Consider the following 16,173-nt stretch of genomic DNA (forward strand, 5'->3'; position numbering starts at 1 on the left):
CCTCTCCAGATATCTGCACTGCCAAGAGCTGTGAGAGCTTTTGCTGCCTTGAAAAAGAATGGCTAAATAAATCATCCAAGACAGTTGCTCCCACAGGTTTGGCGATGGGCATTTAAGTTGCGTCAGGCCTTGCCGCGAATCAATGCCCGCAGCGCAAACCGGTTCGGATGGCAGGCCTCGGCCACGTTGCGTGGCAGGGGCAGGGGTTCATTGTCCAACCAGGCGGCGATCAGTTCGCCGGACAGCGGCGCCGTGATCAGGCCGCGGGAACCATGGCCGCTGTTGACGTACAGGCCATCGAGCCAGGGACAGGGGGTGTCCGGGACCTGGCGGGCATCTTTGCTCAGGGCGTGATACGCCTCGGTAAATGCCCGGTTGTCCGCCAACGGACCGACAATCGGCAAGTAGTCCGGGCTGGTGCAACGGAACGCCGCACGGCCTTCGAGCTGCTCCGGTTCCAGGTTGCCGGCGTCCAGGCGGTCCACCAGGTCGAGAGAGATCTCTTCGAGCATTTGCAGGTTGCCGGCATGTTCGGCGGCGGTGGGTGTCAGGTCAGCGCTCTTGAAGTCGAAACTGGCGCCCAGCGTATGCTCGCCCATTCGCGGCGGGGCCACGTAGCCCTCGGCGCAGACCACCGTGCGCAGGGCCTGGCTGCGGTCGGTCTGGGGCAGTCGGGTGATTTGTCCGCGTATGCGCTTGAGGGGCAGGTCGGCGGCTGCTTCGAAACGTTTGATCTCGGCGGCGCTGGCCAGGATCGCCACCGGTGCACTGGTCAGGTAGCGCTCACCGTCCCAGGCTTGCCACTGGCCATCGACGCGACGCAGATCCAGCACTTCATGATGGGGCAACACCTCGACCAACGGGGCCGAGGCCTGCCAGCGGCACAATGCCGGCGGATGTACCCATCCTCCTTCAGGAAAGAACAGACCACCACAGGCCAGGCCGATGCCGGACAGCGCCTCGGCTTCGCGTTGCTCCATTGTGCGCAGTAGATCGGCCGGGAACGCGGCGGCCAGTTGTGTCTGGCGCTCGGCTTCCTTGTGGTTGAAGGCCAACTGCAAGACACCGCAGCCGTCCCAGTCCATGCCCCGCTGCAGGTGTTCGAGCAAGCGCCGCGTGTAGCCGAAACCGCTGAGGATCATTTGCGACAACGCTGTGCCATGAGCGGACAGCTTGAGGTACAACACCCCCTGGGGGTTGCCGGACGCTTCCTCGGCCAACCCGGCATGTCGCTCCAGCAACGTCACCTGCCAACCACGGGCCGCGAGGCTCGCCGCGCTGGCGCAGCCGGCCAGGCCACCGCCGATCACCAGGGCCCGGCGCTCGCCGCTGAGCGGAGCGGGGCGCGCATACCAGGGTTTTGTCGGGAGGGGGGCGGCCTGCTCCTGGGATTCCGGCCCGCCGAGGAACACGCCCCGCAGGATTTCCCATTTATGCCCGATGCCTGGCGTACGCTTCATTTTGAAGCCCGCTGCGTTCAACAAGCGCCGCACCCAACCGGTGCTGGTGAAGGTGCTCAGGGTGGCCCCGGGCGCCGACAGCCGGGCCAGTTCGGCGAACAGCTCGGCGGTCCACATATCTGGGTTCTTGGCCGGTGCAAAGCCATCCAGGAACCAGGCGTCGATATGTCCGTCCAGTTGCGGTAACTGCTCCAGGGCGTCTCCGATCATCAAGGTCAGCGTCACCCGTCCGCCCACCAGCGTCAGGCGCTGGAAACCTGGATGGATCGCAACGTATGGTCCCAGTAACTGATCGGCCTGAAGTTTGAGTGACGGCCACAGGGCGAGGGCCCGACGCAGGTCTTGAGGGCTCAGGGGGTATTTTTCGACACTGACAAAATGCAGTCGCGCCCCGGCGGGGGCGCATTGCTCGAATAACTGCCAGGCACAGAGGAAATTCAATCCGGTGCCGAATCCGGTCTCACCGATCACCAGCCGCCCATGGTCCGGCAACGCGGCGAAGCGCTCGGCCAGGTTGTTCTGTTCAAGAAACACATAGCGAGTCTCTTCCAGCCCGGACTGGTCGGAGAAATACACATCGTCGAATACCCGTGAACGGGGCAGACCCTGGTCATCCCAATCGAGTTGGGCATGGTGCTGTACGGGGGGCATGGCAGGCTCGGTGAATTCCGGGACGCTATTCTAGCCCGAGGCTGGGTAACTGCGCAGGAGCTCCTGCACATCACGGCATTCAATCCGCTAGTCTTGCCCCAATCCCAGAAGGAGCTGCCTATGTTCGAATCCGCCGAAATCGGTCACGCCATCGATAAAGACACCTTTGAGGCCGAAGTGCCGGCACTGCGTGAAGCGCTGCTCGAAGCCCAGTTCGAGTTGCATCAGCAGAGCCGTTTCCCGGTCATTGTGCTGATCAACGGTATCGAGGGCGCGGGCAAGGGCGAGACGGTGAAGTTGCTCAACGAGTGGATGGACCCGCGGCTGATCGAAGTGCGCACCTTCGACCAGCAGACCGACGAAGAACTGGCGCGGCCGCCGGCCTGGCGTTACTGGCGGATGCTGCCGGCCAAGGGGCGCATGGGAATTTTCTTCGGCAACTGGTACAGCCAGATGCTCCAGGGCCGGGTCCACGGCGAGTTCAAGGACCCCCGGCTCGATCAGGCGATCAATGCCGCCGAGCGCCTGGAGAAAATGCTCTGCGATGAAGGTGCGCTGATCTTCAAGTTCTGGTTTCATCTGTCCAAGAAGCAAATGAAAGCCCGGCTCAAGGGGCTCAAGGATGACCCGTTGCACAGTTGGCGCATCAGCCCGCTGGACTGGCAGCAATCCCAGACCTACGACAAGTTCGTCAAGTACGGTGAGCGGGTGCTGCGCCGGACCAGCCGCGATTACGCGCCGTGGCATGTGATCGAGGGCGTGGACACCTGTTATCGCAGCCTCACGGTCGGCAGGATCCTGCTCGAAGGCATGCGCCAGGCGCTGGATAGACCGAAGATCAAGCCGGAAAAGGTCAGCGTGGCACCGCTGCCGGCATTGGATGACCAGGTGACCCTGATCGACAGCCTGGACATGACCCTGCGGCTGGACAAGGACGACTATGAGGAACAACTGATCACCGAGCAGGCCCGGTTTGCCGGTTTGCTGCGGGACAAACGCATGCGCCGGCACGCCCTGGTGGCCGTGTTCGAAGGCAACGACGCAGCGGGCAAGGGCGGGGCGATCCGGCGGGTCGCGGCAGCGCTCGATCCACGCCAATACAGCATCGTGCCGATTGCCGCGCCCACCGAAGAAGAGCGTGCCCACCCCTACATGTGGCGGTTCTGGCGGCATATTCCGGCACGGGGCAAATTCACCGTTTTCGACCGCTCCTGGTATGGCCGGGTGTTGGTGGAGCGCGTCGAAGGCTTCTGCAGTCGGGCCGACTGGCTGCGGGCCTATGGCGAGATCAATGATTTCGAAGAGCAGATTGCCGACGCTGGCGTGGTGGTGGTCAAGTTCTGGTTGGCCATCGACAAGGAGACTCAGCTCGAACGTTTCCAGGAGCGCGAGGAAATCCCCTTCAAGCGCTTCAAGATCACCGAGGACGACTGGCGCAACCGTGACAAGTGGGACGCCTACCGGGCGGCAGTATGCGACATGGTCGACCGCACCAGTACCGAAATATCGCCCTGGACCCTGGTAGAGGCCAATGACAAGCGCTGGGCCCGGGTCAAGGTGTTGCGTACCCTCAACGAGGCGCTGGAGGCAGCGTTCAAGCGCAGCAGGAAGTAGCGGGCGATAAGGTCGCATATGCGGGATGAATGATTGTCGCGGTCGGTTATGGGGTGGATTTATGCTCGACCCATTCTTGACCGCCTACAACAATGAGGAACCGCCATGCGAGAAGTAGTGATCGTCGACAGCGTTCGGACCGGCCTGGCCAAGTCGTTTCGCGGCAAGTTCAACATGACCCGCCCGGACGACATGGCGGCCCATTGCGTCGATGCGCTGTTGACGCGCAACGACATCGACCCGGCCAGTGTCGAAGATTGCATTGTCGGTGCCGGCTCCAACGAGGGTGCCCAGGGCTACAACATCGGCCGTAACGTGGCGGTGCTCTCCCAACTGGGCATCGGCACCGCCGGCATGACCCTCAACCGCTTCTGTTCCTCGGGCCTGCAAGCCATCGCCATTGCCGCCAACCAGATTGCCTCCGGTTGCAGCGACATCATCGTTGCCGGTGGCGTGGAGTCCATCAGCCTGACGATGAAAAGCGTCAACACCGACAACCTGATCAACCCGCTGCTCAAGGAACAGGTACCGGGAATCTATTTCCCCATGGGCCAGACCGCCGAGATCGTCGCCCGCCGTTACCAGGTCAGCCGCCAAGCACAGGACCGCTATGCCTTGCAGAGCCAGCAACGCACTGCTCGGGCCCAGGCGGCCGGGCTGTTCGATGACGAGATCGTACCGATGGCGGTCAAGTACAGGGTGGAAGATAAAAACACCGGCGCGGTGCAGGTGCTTGACGGCGTGGTCGACCGCGACGATTGCAACCGTCCGGACACAACCTATGAAAGCCTGGCCGGGTTGAAGCCGGTGTTTGCCGAAGACGGTTCGGTGACGGCGGGCAACTCATCGCAACTGTCCGACGGCGCTTCGATGACCCTGGTGATGAGCCTGGAAAAAGCCCTGGCGCTGGGACTCAAGCCCAAGGCGTTTTTCCGCGGCTTCACCGTGGCCGGTTGCGCGCCGGACGAAATGGGTATCGGTCCGGTGTTCTCAGTACCGAAACTGCTCAAGGCCAAGGGCCTGCGGGTCGCCGACATCGATGTGTGGGAGCTTAATGAGGCGTTCGCGTCCCAGTGCCTGTACAGCCGCGATCGTCTGGAAATCGATAATGAGAAATACAACGTCAACGGCGGCTCGATTGCCATCGGTCATCCGTTCGGCATGACCGGTTCGCGCCAGGTTGGCCATCTGGTGCGGGAACTGCAACGGCGCAACCTGCGCTATGGCATCGTGACCATGTGCGTGGGTGGTGGGATGGGGGCGACGGGGTTGTTCGAGGCGGTGCGTTAAACACGAAGCCGAGGAAAGATTCCATTTGTGGCGAGGGGATAAATCCCCTCGCCACAGGTCTGGGTAATCCTTTGTCAGCTAGCGATCTCAAGCGCCTTCTGCATCCGCTCGATATACGCCGCGACCTCTTGCTCCGCGGCTTCACGGCTGGCAAACGGTCCTTCCTGGGTGCCTTCCCGGGTACTGAAATAAAATTCACCGTTTATCCGGCAGATCCGGTCACTGGGAAAGACCATCGCAGGGGTGAGGTCCTGGGCGCGTTTGCCGAGCATGGAGACTCCAAGAAACTTAAAAATCGGTTGAGTGAAGTTTATTCGTTGGTATCAACTGGCGCTTGGCCAGCCGATGGGCGGCAATGTGCCATCTCTCCTTTCCGCGAACGACCTTTGAACTGTTAGTACGTAACTGTCCCTGTGTCGCCAAGCCATCTCCCACTAGAATAGTCGCTCTTTTCTTGAGCCTCGGGGATTGCATGCACATTTCGTCCGGTCGCTGGGTCTACGGCCTGTTCCTCGCCCTGTTGACCGCCCTGTTGTGGGGAATCCTGCCGATCAAGCTCAAGCAGGTGTTGCAGGTGATGGATCCGGTCACCGTGACCTGGTTTCGCTTGCTGGTGTCCGGCGGCTTGCTGTTCATTTATCTGGCGGCCACCCGACGCCTGCCCAGCCGCAAGGTGCTCGGTCCGCGGGGTGGCTGGTTGGTGGCGATGGCGGTGCTGGGGCTGGTGGGCAACTATGTGTTGTACCTGATGGGCCTGAATCGCCTGAGCCCCGGCACTGCGCAATTGGTGGTGCAGATGGGGCCGATCCTGCTGCTGGTCGCCAGCCTTTTTGTATTCAAGGAACGTTTCAGCCTGGGGCAGGGGATTGGCCTGCTGGTACTGCTGATCGGTTTCACGCTGTTTTTCAACCAGCGCCTCGCCGAGTTGCTGACCTCCCTGAGCCAATACACCGCCGGGGTCTTGATGGTGTTGCTGGCGTCGGCGGTCTGGACGTTCTACGCCCTGGGCCAGAAGCAGTTGTTGACGGTGTGGAATTCGTTGCAGGTGATGATGGTGATCTACCTGTTCTGCGCGTTGCTGCTCACACCGTGGGCCCACCCGTTGGAAGCGCTGCAACTGAGCCCTCTGCAAGGCTGGCTGTTGTTTGCCTGTTGCCTCAACACCCTGATTGCCTATGGCGCCTTTGCCGAGGCCCTGGCTCATTGGGAGGCGTCACGAGTCAGCGCGACCCTGGCGATCACGCCGCTGGTGACCTTCGCCGCGGTGGCCGTGGCTGCCTGGTGGTGGCCCGACTATGTGCATGCCGAGCAGATCAATCTGCTGGGGTATGGCGGGGCGGTGCTGGTGGTGGTGGGATCAGCGCTGGTGGCGTTGGGGCCTTCGCTGATTGCCGGGCTCAGGGCCCGGCGTGAGCGGTTGGCTGTGGAGCGGTAGCGGCCTGAAGGTGACAGTGATGTGAGTCGACCGGCCTCATCGCGAGCAGGCTCGCTCCCACATTAGATCTTCAGCGTATGCAAGTCCCGGGTTCGACTGGAATCCCTTGTGGGAGCGAGCCTGCTCGCGAAGGCTAACTCCCTGTCAACCAGGATTCAGCCCTGGCTACCGGCCTCCAGCATGTTTTCCGGCCGCACCCAGGCATCGAACTCCTCGTCGGTCAGATAGCCCAGCTGCAACGCAGCCTCGCGCAGGGTCAGCCCTTCGCTGTAGGCCTTCTTGGCGATCTCGGCGGACTTGTCGTAGCCGATATGCGGGTTCAACGCCGTCACCAGCATCAACCCGCGCTCCAGGTGCGCGGCCATCTGCTCGCCATCGGGCTCGAGCCCGGCGATGCAGTGTTGCTGGAAGTTGCTGCAGCCGTCGGCCAGCAGGCGGATCGATTGCAGCAGGTTGTGGATGATCACCGGCTTGAACACGTTCAGTTGCAAATGGCCCTGGCTGGCGGCAAAGCCGATGGTCACGTCGTTGCCCATGACCTGGCAGGCCAGCATCGACAGGGCTTCGCACTGGGTCGGGTTGACCTTGCCGGGCATGATGGAGCTGCCCGGCTCGTTGGCGGGCAATTTCACTTCGGCGAAGCCGGCCCGAGGGCCGGAGCCCAGCAGACGCAGGTCATTGGCGATTTTCATCAGGGTCACGGCCAGGGTTTTCAGCGCGCCGGACAGCGTGGTCAGGGGCTCGTGCCCCGCCAACGCCGCAAACTTGTTCGGCGCGGTGACGAACGGCAGACCGGACAGCGCCGCCAGTTCCGCGGCAATCGCCTCGCCGAAACCGTGGGGCGAATTGAGCCCGGTGCCGACCGCCGTGCCGCCCTGGGCCAGTTCGCAGACCGCCGGCAGCGCGGCGCGGATTGCCCGTTCGGCGTAGTCGAGCTGGGCAATGAAGGCTGACAGTTCCTGGCCGAAGGTGATCGGCGTGGCATCCATCATGTGGGTACGGCCGGTCTTGACCAGTTTCAGGTGACGCGCCGCCAGCTCCGCCAGCCCGCCGGACAGTTCGCTGATGGCCGGCAACAATTGCTTGTGGACGGCCTGCACGGCGGCGATGTGCATGGCGGTAGGGAAGCAGTCGTTGGAGCTCTGGGAGCGGTTGACGTGATCGTTGGGATGCACAGGGGTCTTGCCGCCGCGGGGGTTGCCCGCCAGTTCGTTGGCGCGCCCGGCGATCACCTCGTTGACGTTCATGTTGCTCTGGGTGCCGCTGCCGGTCTGCCAGACCACCAGCGGGAACTGGTCGTCATGCTGGCCATCCAGTACTTCGTCGGCGGCCTGTTCGATCAGCCGGGCGATGTCGGCGGGCAAGTCGCCGTTGCGGTCGTTGACCCGCGCGGCGGCTTTCTTGATCAGCGCCAGGGCATGCAGCACCGACAGCGGCATGCGTTCGTTACCGATGGCGAAGTTGATCATGGAACGCTGTGTCTGGGCGCCCCAGTAGGCGTCCTCCGAGACTTCAACCTGGCCAAGGCTGTCGGTTTCGATACGGCTCATTGGGTCAAACTCCTGATAGGTCTGAATGCGCAGTTTAGGCCCTGTCGGGCGGTACCGGTTCCGTCAATCTAGGGGTGGTCGGTTCGGTCCGTCAATCGGGACCGGCAAGCACCGGGGTTGAGGCCTGGCGTTTTTTAGGCGCAGAATGGTCGCCCTTGGGGTTTTACCTCGCCAGTTAGATAAGGAAACTCGATGACCCGTCTTCGCGCCATCTGTACCGCAGTTGCTCTGGTGTGTGCCAGCGGCCCTGTTCTCGCCGATACCGCCAGTCACAAAGCCAGCGCCGAAGCATTCCTGACCCTGGCGCACGCTGACAAGCTGGGCACCCCGGTGTACATGCAAGTGCAACAGATGTTTGCCCAGCGCTTCGAACAGACCAAGGCTCCCGAGTCGAAAAAAGCCACCCTGGAAACCTACCAGGCCAAGGCCAACGCCGCGCTTGACCAAGCCATCGGCTGGAACAAGCTCAAGCCGGACATGGTCCAGCTCTACACCACCAACTTCAGCGAGTCGGAGCTCAAGGACCTGGTGGCTTTCTATCAGTCGCCGCTGGGCAAGAAAGTCCTGGAAAAAATGCCGCAACTGACCCAGCAGTCGGCCCAACTGACCCAGGCCAAGCTGGAAAGCGCGGTGCCGGTGGTCAACAAGCTGCTGGCGGATATGACCGCCGAGCTCGAGCCGAAATCCGCTGCGCCTGCCCCAGCCAAGAAAAAGCCGTAAGCGGAGCCTGGAATGAGCATGCAACAACGCATCGAATCGACACTCAGCCTCTTGCAGCCTGAACACCTGCAAGTGCTGGATGAAAGCCACATGCACAGCCGCGGGCTACAGACCCACTTCAAGGCGGTGGTGGTGAGCCGGCAGTTCGAAGGGCTCAATCGGGTCAAGCGCCACCAGAAGGTCTACGGCACGCTGGGTGAGCTGATGGGCGAATTCCATGCGTTGGCGCTGCACACCTACACCCCCGAGGAGTGGGCGCAGATCGACGCCGCCCCGGCTTCGCCGACCTGTGCCGGTGGCAGTAAGCACTGATTGACGGTGAGTTGGGGGCTTTTGTGGCGAGGGGATTTGTATAAAGCCCCGACCTCATAGTCCTGCAACCCACGAGTTTTTGCTAGAATCCGCAACGCGCCGCTGACCCGGCGCGTTTTTTTTGCATCCGGTTCACCCCTTACGAGGGTAGCCACCTGGAGAAATACCCATGACACAACCCATTGTCGTGGCGGCACTGTATAAGTTCGTCACCCTGGAAGATTACGTCGAGCTGCGTGAGCCCTTGCTCAAGGCGATGCTCGATAACGGTATCAAAGGCACCCTGCTGATCGCCGAAGAAGGCATCAACGGCACGGTCTCCGGCACCCGCGAAGGCATCGACGGCTTGCTGACCTGGCTCAAGAACGACCCGCGCATGATCGACATCGATCACAAGGAGTCGTACTGCGACGAACAGCCGTTCTACCGCACCAAGGTCAAGCTCAAGAAGGAAATCGTCACCCTCGGCGTCGAAGGCGTGGATCCGAACAAGCAGGTCGGCACTTATGTCGAACCCCAGGACTGGAACGCGCTGATCAGCGATCCGGAAGTGTTGCTGATCGATACCCGTAACGACTACGAAGTGTCCATCGGGACATTCGAAGGCGCAATCGATCCCAAGACCACCAGCTTTCGCGAATTTCCCGACTACATCAAGGCCAACTTCGATCCGGCCAAGCACAAGAAAGTCGCGATGTTCTGCACCGGCGGCATCCGCTGCGAGAAGGCTTCCAGCTATATGCTCAGCCAGGGGTTCGACGAGGTCTTCCACCTCAAGGGTGGCATCCTGAAATACCTCGAAGAAGTTCCCCAGGAAGAAACCAAATGGCGCGGCGACTGCTTTGTATTCGATAACCGCGTGACCGTTCGCCACGATCTCAGCGAAGGCGACTACGATCAATGTCATGCGTGCCGTACACCGGTGAGCCTGGAAGATCGCGCTTCGGAGCACTACGTGCCTGGCATCAGTTGCCCGCATTGCTGGGACAAGCTGAGCGAGAAGACCCGCCGCAGTGCCATCGACCGGCAAAAGCAGATCGAATTGGCCAAGGCTCGCAACATGCCGCACCCGATCGGCTACAACTACAAGCAATCATCCTCCGAGGCCTGAACCATGCCGCCACGCCTGCTGTATGTCATGGACCCGATGTGTTCCTGGTGCTGGGGCTTTGCGCCGGTGGCCGAAGCATTGGTCGAGCAGGCGCAGGCCCAGAGCGTTGAACTGCATCTGGTGGTGGGCGGGTTGCGTACGGGCAGTGGTTCGGCGCTGGAGCCCACTACCCGGCGTTACATCCTCGAGCACTGGCAGGCTGTCACCCAGGCTACCGGCCAGCTATTCAAGCTGGAGGACGCGTTGCCGGACGGTTTCGTCTATGACACCGAGCCGGCCTGTCGGGCGGTGGTGACGGCCCGAAGCCTGGCGCCCGACCTGGCCTGGAAGCTGGTGAAGCTGATCCAACAGGCTTTTTATGTGCAGGGGCGCGACGTGACCCGTGCCAGCGTCCTGGTGGAACTGGCCGAACAGGCCGGCCTGCCACGCATCGAATTTGCCACAGCGTTCGACAGCGCCGAGCAGCATGCGGCCACAGCCGCGGATTTCACCTGGGTGCAGGATCTCGGCATTGCCGGTTTCCCCACGCTGCTGGCCGAACGCGACGGCCAATTGGCCCTGCTCACCAACGGTTACCAGCCCCTGGGCCAACTGTCTCCATTGCTTGGCCGCTGGCTGGAGCGTGCGGCCTGTGCCTGACCTGCCGGATGGCGCCTCGGAGCCACAGCGCGTCGATCGATTGAGCTGGGCGGAAATCCGTCGCCTGGCCCTCAAACACAAAAAAGCCCTGTGGATAGCCAACGGCGTGGCCGTGCTGGCGACGCTGTGCAGCGTGCCGATCCCCTTGCTGTTGCCATTGTTGGTGGACGAAGTACTGCTGGGGCGGGGCGACGCCGCCTTGAAGGTGATGAACCACGCCTTGCCTACGGCTTGGCAAACGGCTGCCGGCTATATCGGGCTGATGCTGCTGATGACCCTGACCCTTCGATGCGGGGCGCTGCTGTTCAACGTGCTACAGGCGCGTTTGTTCGCCAGGCTCGCCAAAGACATCGTCTATCGCATCCGCATCCGCCTGATCGAGCGCCTCAAGCGGATTTCCCTGGGGGAATACGAAAGCCTGGGCAGCGGTACCGTGGCCGCTCACTTGGTCACCGACCTGGACACCCTCGATAAATTCGTCGGCGAAACCCTTAGCCGTTTTCTGGTAGCAATGCTGACGCTGGTGGGCACCGCCGGCATCCTGATGTGGATGCACTGGAAACTGGCGCTGCTGATCCTGCTGTTCAATCCGCTGGTAATCTACGCCACGGTGCAGTTGGGCAAGCGGGTCAAGCACCTCAAGAAGCTCGAGAACGACAGCACCTCGCGCTTCACCCAGGCATTGACCGAAACCCTGGATGCGATCCAGGAGGTGCGTGCCGGTAACCGCCAGGGATTTTTCCTCGGGCGCCTGGGGCAGCGCGCCCGGGAGGTGCGCGACTATGCGGTCAATTCCCAGTGGAAAAGCGATGCGTCGGGCCGGGCCAGTGGCTTGCTGTTCCAGTTCGGCATTGACATCTTCCGTGCGGCGGCGATGCTCACGGTACTGTTTTCCGACCTGTCCATCGGCCAGATGCTGGCGGTGTTCAGCTACCTCTGGTTCATGATCGGTCCGGTGGAACAGCTGTTGAACCTTCAGTACGCCTATTACGCGGCCGGCGGCGCGTTGAGCCGGATCAACGAACTCCTGGCCCGGGCCGACGAACCGCAGTACAGCGGCGGTGTCGACCCGTTCAAGGGCCGCGATACCGTGGGCATCGACATCCAGGACTTGAGCTTCGGCTATGGCGAGGAACTGGTGCTCGACCAGTTGAACCTGTCTATCTCCCCTGGCGAAAAGGTCGCCATCGTCGGTGCCAGTGGTGGCGGTAAGAGCACCCTGGTGCAGCTATTGCTGGGCTTGTATACGCCGCAGTCGGGCAGCATCCGGTTTGGCGGCGCCACGCAGCAGGAAATCGGCCTGGAAACCATCCGTGAAAATGTCGCGGTGGTGCTGCAGCATCCTGCCTTGTTCAACGACACGGTGCGGGCCAACCTCTCCATGGGCCGCGACTGCAGTGACGAAGCGTGCTGGCGGGCATTGACCATCGCTCAGCTCGATACCACGGTGCGCGCGTTGCCCCTGGGGCTGGAGAGTGTGGTCGGGCGGTCCGGGGTGCGGCTGTCCGGTGGGCAGCGTCAACGCCTGGCCATCGCCCGCATGGTATTGGCCGAGCCGCGGGTGGTGATTCTCGACGAGGCGACCTCCGCACTGGACGCCGCCACCGAGTACAACCTTCATCAGGCCTTGTCGAGATTCCTGAGCGGGCGCACCACGCTGATCATCGCCCACCGGTTGTCAGCCGTGAAACAGGCGGATCGGGTATTGGTGTTCGACGGGGGGCAAATCGCCGAAGACGGCGACCATTTGCAGTTGATTGCCGAGGGCGGCCTGTACGCTCGACTCTACGGTCATTTGCAACAGATACAGCAGCCTTGAGTTTCCTGTGATTTTCTGCGCTTAGTATCCAAAAAAGTCAGCCAAAAGCCCCCGGTTTCTTCGAATTTCCACCCAAAGCCTGTCGATCCCTGGATCCAGCCGTTCCAAGGAGCGAAAACTGGCCTAGGCTCTGGAATCAGAAGCGGATTTCTCCCGGGTGCTCATTGGTAATGCCTGTGCAAGGGACCTCATGAAGCAAAAGCGGACTCTCGGAACGCCTCGGTTGTTGGGCATCGTCTGGCCCTTCATTGCCGTTGTGCTATTTCAGGCATTGCTTGGGGGCGTCAGCCTCTATGTATTGTCGGCCGTTCGCGGCTATGTCGCGGGGGAAAGCCTCTGGTCCAAGGGGCAGAAAGACGCCATTTACTACCTCAACCTCTATGCCGACAGCCGTGATGAGGCGATTTTCCGCAAATACCAGCAAGCCATTGCCGTGCCCGAGGGCGGACATGACCTGCGTGTAGCGCTGGATCGTCAGCCACCGGACCTGGAGGCGGCGCGGGCGGGCATCCTCCAAGGGGGAAACCACCCGGACGACGTGTCCAGCCTGATCTGGCTGTATTTGAATTTCCGTCACTTCAGTTACCTGGAGGAAGCCATCGATCTCTGGACGGTGGGCGACGGCTATCTGATCGAGTTGGATAACGTTGCCCGGCAGATGCATGACAGCATTACCGAAGGGACTGCTTCAGAAAACGATGTGCGCGGCTGGAAGGCGCAGATCTTTGCCATCAACGACTCCGTCACCCCGGCCGCCAAGGCTTTCAGCGACGCGCTGGGGGAGGGATCGCGCTTTATCCTGCGCCTGTTGCTGGTGACCAACTTCGCCACTGCGCTGGGGCTCATCGTCCTGGCTTTGTTGCGTACCCACAAGTTATTGGCTCAACGACAGGTGTTCGCCAACGCTTTGCAACTGGAGAAGGAACGGGCGCAGATCACCTTGCAATCCATCGGCGACGGCGTCATCACCACCGACGTCGAAGGCGCCATTGCCTACATGAATCCCGCTGCCGAGGCGATGACCCACTGGAAGGCCGAGCATGCCACCGGACTGCCCCTGGCCGCGCTGTTCAATTTGCTCGACGACAATGCCCAGACCGAGGGCCTGACGCTGATCGAGCACATCCTCAGCGGCCGGCTCGGTGGTGGCAGCGAACATTCCAAACTGATCCAGCGCCTGGATGGCAGCACCGTGTCGGTGACCCTGGTGGGGGCGCCGATCCGCCATGCGGGCAAGGTCAGCGGCGCCGTACTGGTCCTGCACGACATGACCCAGGAGCGTCAGTACATTGCCAACCTGTCGTGGCAGGCCACCCATGACGCGCTCACCGGCCTGGCGAATCGCCGGGAATTCGAATACCGGCTCGAGCAGGCACTGCATAACCTCACGCGCCAGGCCGGGCGCCATGCCTTGATGTTCCTCGACCTGGACCAATTCAAACTGGTCAACGATACCTGCGGCCACGCGGCGGGTGACGAATTGTTGCGACACATCTGCGCGTTGCTGCAATCGGGCCTGCGGGAAAACGACACCCTGGCCCGGTTGGGCGGGGATGAGTTCGGTATCTTGCTGGAAAATTGTTCACCGGAGGCGGCGGAGAAGATCGCCGAAGGGCTGCGCCAGACCGTGCAGAACCTGCATTTTGTCTGGAAAGGCCGACCGTTTGTGACCACCGTGAGCATCGGCCTGGTGCACATCGCCCAGAACCCGACGACCCTGGAAGCCTCCCTGCGCGCCGCCGACATGGCTTGCTACATGGCCAAGGAAAAGGGGCGCAACCGAGTCCAGGTCTACCATGCCGACGATTCGGAGCTGTCTCTGCGTTTCGGTGAGATGGCCTGGGTCCAGCGCTTGCACATGGCGCTGGAGGAAAACCGTTTCTGCCTGTATGCCCAGGAAATTGCGGCGCTGGGTCCGGGAGAACACGGTGGCGGGCACATTGAGATCCTGTTGCGCCTGCACGATGAGGCCGGGCGGATGATTCTGCCGGACAGCTTCATTCCTGCGGCGGAGCGCTATGGCCTGATGACGTCCCTGGACCGTTGGGTAGTGGAAAATGTCTTCAAGATCATTCGCCAGTGCTTGAACGAGTCGCGGCAGGGGCCCTTGGCCATGTGTGCGATCAATCTGTCAGGCACGACTATCGGAGATCAGGCGTTCCTCGACTTCCTGCGTAAACAGTTCGCAGCCTATTCGATTCCGCCGGAAATGATTTGTTTTGAAATTACAGAGACCAGCGCTATTTCGAATTTGGGCAGTGCCATTCGCTTTATCAATGAACTCAAGAGCTTGGGTTGTTACTTTTCGCTGGATGATTTTTGCGCCGGAATGTCTTCATTCGCTTACCTGAAACATTTACCTGTAGACTTCCTGAAGATCGACGGGAGTTTCGTAAAGGATATGCTGGACGACCCGATTAACCGTGCAATGGTCGAAGTGATCAACCACATCGGCCACGTCATGGGTAAGCGCACCATTGCCGAGTTTGTGGAAACTGCCCAGATCGAGCAGGCATTGCTGGAGATTGGAGTGGATTACGCTCAGGGGTATGTCATCGAGCGCCCGCAGTTGTTTACCTGTGATACGTTGCAGTGCAGGCCGGCCCGGCCCCAGCCGTTGTTATTCAAGGCCCCCGGCACGTTCCGCTGAGCCTCTTGTTGATCCGGAAAAAAATCACAATCAAAAGGAGCCCGACAGTGATCGACACATTCAACCGAACAGGCCCGCTCATGGACGCCAAAAGCTATCCACAATGGGCACAGCAGCTCATTGCCGATTGCGGCGAGAGCAAGCGCCGGGTTGTCGAACACGAGCTGTATCAACGCATGCGCGATAACAAGCTCAGCGCCAGGACCATGCGCCACTACCTTATCGGTGGTTGGCCGGTCGTTGAACAGTTCGCTTTATACATGGCACAGAACCTCACCAAGACTCGCTTTGCCCGCCACCCCGGCGAGGATATGGCCCGGCGTTGGCTGATGCGCAACATTCGTGTCGAACTCAATCACGCCGACTACTGGGTGAACTGGAGCGCCGCCCACGGTGTGACGCTTGAGGACCTGCAGGCACAGCAGGTGCCGCCTGAACTCCACGCATTGAGCCATTGGTGCTGGCACACCAGCTCTTCGGACCCGCTGATCGTGGCAATCGCGGCGACCAACTATGCCATTGAAGGCGCGACCGGTGAGTGGTCGGCGGTGGTGTGTTCCAGCGGCATCTACGCGGCGGCCTTCGCCGATGAAGAGCGCAAGCGCGCCATGAAATGGCTGAAGATGCATGCCCAGTACGACGATGCCCATCCGTGGGAAGCGCTGGAGATCATCTGCACGCTGGCGGGCATGAATCCGAGCAAGGCCCTGCAGGCCGAACTGCGTCAGGCGGTGTGCAAGAGCTACGATTACATGTACCTGTTTCTGGAGCGTTGCATGCAACTGGAACAGTCGGAGTCTGCCGGAAAGTCGGCATCCCCTCGCGAGCGCCTGGCGCTGGCCGGGAGCTGATGTTTAGTTGACCGATGTGGGGGCGAGTTTGCTCCGCGAAGTGCTCGGGCCGCCAACGGGGAGGTTGGCTG

At 61.4% G+C, this 16,173-nt stretch carries 13 protein-coding genes; 10 read left to right on the forward strand and 3 right to left on the reverse strand.

Features of this window, described 5'->3' with window-relative positions:
- Positions 1–122: 122 nt before the first annotated feature.
- On the reverse strand, positions 123–2,111 hold the full coding sequence (mnmC, locus tag FBY02_RS10605; RefSeq protein ID WP_144927037.1) for a bifunctional tRNA (5-methylaminomethyl-2-thiouridine)(34)-methyltransferase MnmD/FAD-dependent 5-carboxymethylaminomethyl-2-thiouridine(34) oxidoreductase MnmC: 1,989 nt from the start codon (positions 2,109–2,111) through the stop codon (positions 123–125).
- Between the two features lie 120 nt (positions 2,112–2,231).
- On the opposite strand from mnmC, the gene pap reads away from it, so the two are divergent.
- Both pap and FBY02_RS10615 read left to right on the forward strand, forming a co-directional pair.
- Positions 2,232–3,725 (forward strand): polyphosphate:AMP phosphotransferase, encoded by a 1,494-nt coding sequence (pap, locus tag FBY02_RS10610; RefSeq protein WP_047701607.1) that lies wholly within the window; start codon positions 2,232–2,234, stop codon positions 3,723–3,725.
- 105 nt (positions 3,726–3,830) lie between these two features.
- On the forward strand, positions 3,831–5,015 hold the full coding sequence (locus FBY02_RS10615) for a thiolase family protein (protein WP_144927040.1): 1,185 nt from the start codon (positions 3,831–3,833) through the stop codon (positions 5,013–5,015).
- 74 nt (positions 5,016–5,089) lie between these two features.
- Here FBY02_RS10615 and FBY02_RS10620 read toward each other — a convergent pair whose 3' ends face one another.
- Positions 5,090–5,287, reverse strand: a complete 198-nt coding sequence (locus FBY02_RS10620) for a DUF6316 family protein (RefSeq protein WP_047701605.1) — start codon at positions 5,285–5,287, stop codon at positions 5,090–5,092.
- Between the two features lie 200 nt (positions 5,288–5,487).
- Between FBY02_RS10620 and FBY02_RS10625 the strand changes: the two genes are divergently transcribed.
- The gene (locus tag FBY02_RS10625) at positions 5,488–6,450 is read left to right on the forward strand and encodes a DMT family transporter (RefSeq protein ID WP_144927043.1); all 963 of its coding nucleotides are present in this window, start codon (positions 5,488–5,490) and stop codon (positions 6,448–6,450) included.
- 155 nt (positions 6,451–6,605) lie between these two features.
- Here the strand turns inward: FBY02_RS10625 and FBY02_RS10630 are convergent, their stop codons facing one another.
- Complete coding sequence (locus tag FBY02_RS10630) at positions 6,606–8,000, reverse strand: class II fumarate hydratase (protein ID WP_144927046.1); 1,395 nt, start codon at positions 7,998–8,000, stop codon at positions 6,606–6,608.
- Positions 8,001–8,192: 192 nt separating this feature from the next.
- On the opposite strand from FBY02_RS10630, the gene FBY02_RS10635 reads away from it, so the two are divergent.
- From FBY02_RS10635 to FBY02_RS10665, 7 genes are all read left to right on the forward strand, one after another.
- Entirely contained in the window at positions 8,193–8,720 is a 528-nt protein-coding gene (locus FBY02_RS10635; RefSeq protein WP_047701603.1) for a DUF2059 domain-containing protein, read from the forward strand.
- A gap of 12 nt (positions 8,721–8,732) precedes the next feature.
- Positions 8,733–9,032 (forward strand): BolA family transcriptional regulator, encoded by a 300-nt coding sequence (locus FBY02_RS10640; protein WP_144927049.1) that lies wholly within the window; start codon positions 8,733–8,735, stop codon positions 9,030–9,032.
- Between the two features lie 169 nt (positions 9,033–9,201).
- The gene (locus FBY02_RS10645; protein WP_144927052.1) at positions 9,202–10,143 is read left to right on the forward strand and encodes a rhodanese-related sulfurtransferase; all 942 of its coding nucleotides are present in this window, start codon (positions 9,202–9,204) and stop codon (positions 10,141–10,143) included.
- Between the two features lie 36 nt (positions 10,144–10,179).
- On the forward strand, positions 10,180–10,782 hold the full coding sequence (locus tag FBY02_RS10650; protein ID WP_178111890.1) for a DsbA family protein: 603 nt from the start codon (positions 10,180–10,182) through the stop codon (positions 10,780–10,782).
- Positions 10,775–12,601, forward strand: coding sequence for an ABC transporter ATP-binding protein (locus FBY02_RS10655; protein ID WP_144927058.1), 1,827 nt, complete (start codon positions 10,775–10,777; stop codon positions 12,599–12,601). Before FBY02_RS10650 ends, FBY02_RS10655 begins: the two co-directional genes overlap by 8 nt.
- A 190-nt stretch (positions 12,602–12,791) precedes the next feature.
- Positions 12,792–15,251 carry an EAL domain-containing protein gene (locus tag FBY02_RS10660; RefSeq protein ID WP_144927062.1) on the forward strand — a complete coding sequence of 820 codons (2,460 nt, stop codon included), beginning with the start codon at positions 12,792–12,794 and terminating at the stop codon, positions 15,249–15,251.
- Positions 15,252–15,331: 80 nt separating this feature from the next.
- Complete coding sequence (locus FBY02_RS10665) at positions 15,332–16,102, forward strand: TenA family transcriptional regulator (RefSeq protein WP_371921412.1); 771 nt, start codon at positions 15,332–15,334, stop codon at positions 16,100–16,102.
- The last annotated feature ends 71 nt before the right edge of the window (positions 16,103–16,173 follow it).

Source organism: Pseudomonas sp. SJZ078, assembly GCF_007828255.1.
Classification (GTDB): domain Bacteria; phylum Pseudomonadota; class Gammaproteobacteria; order Pseudomonadales; family Pseudomonadaceae; genus Aquipseudomonas.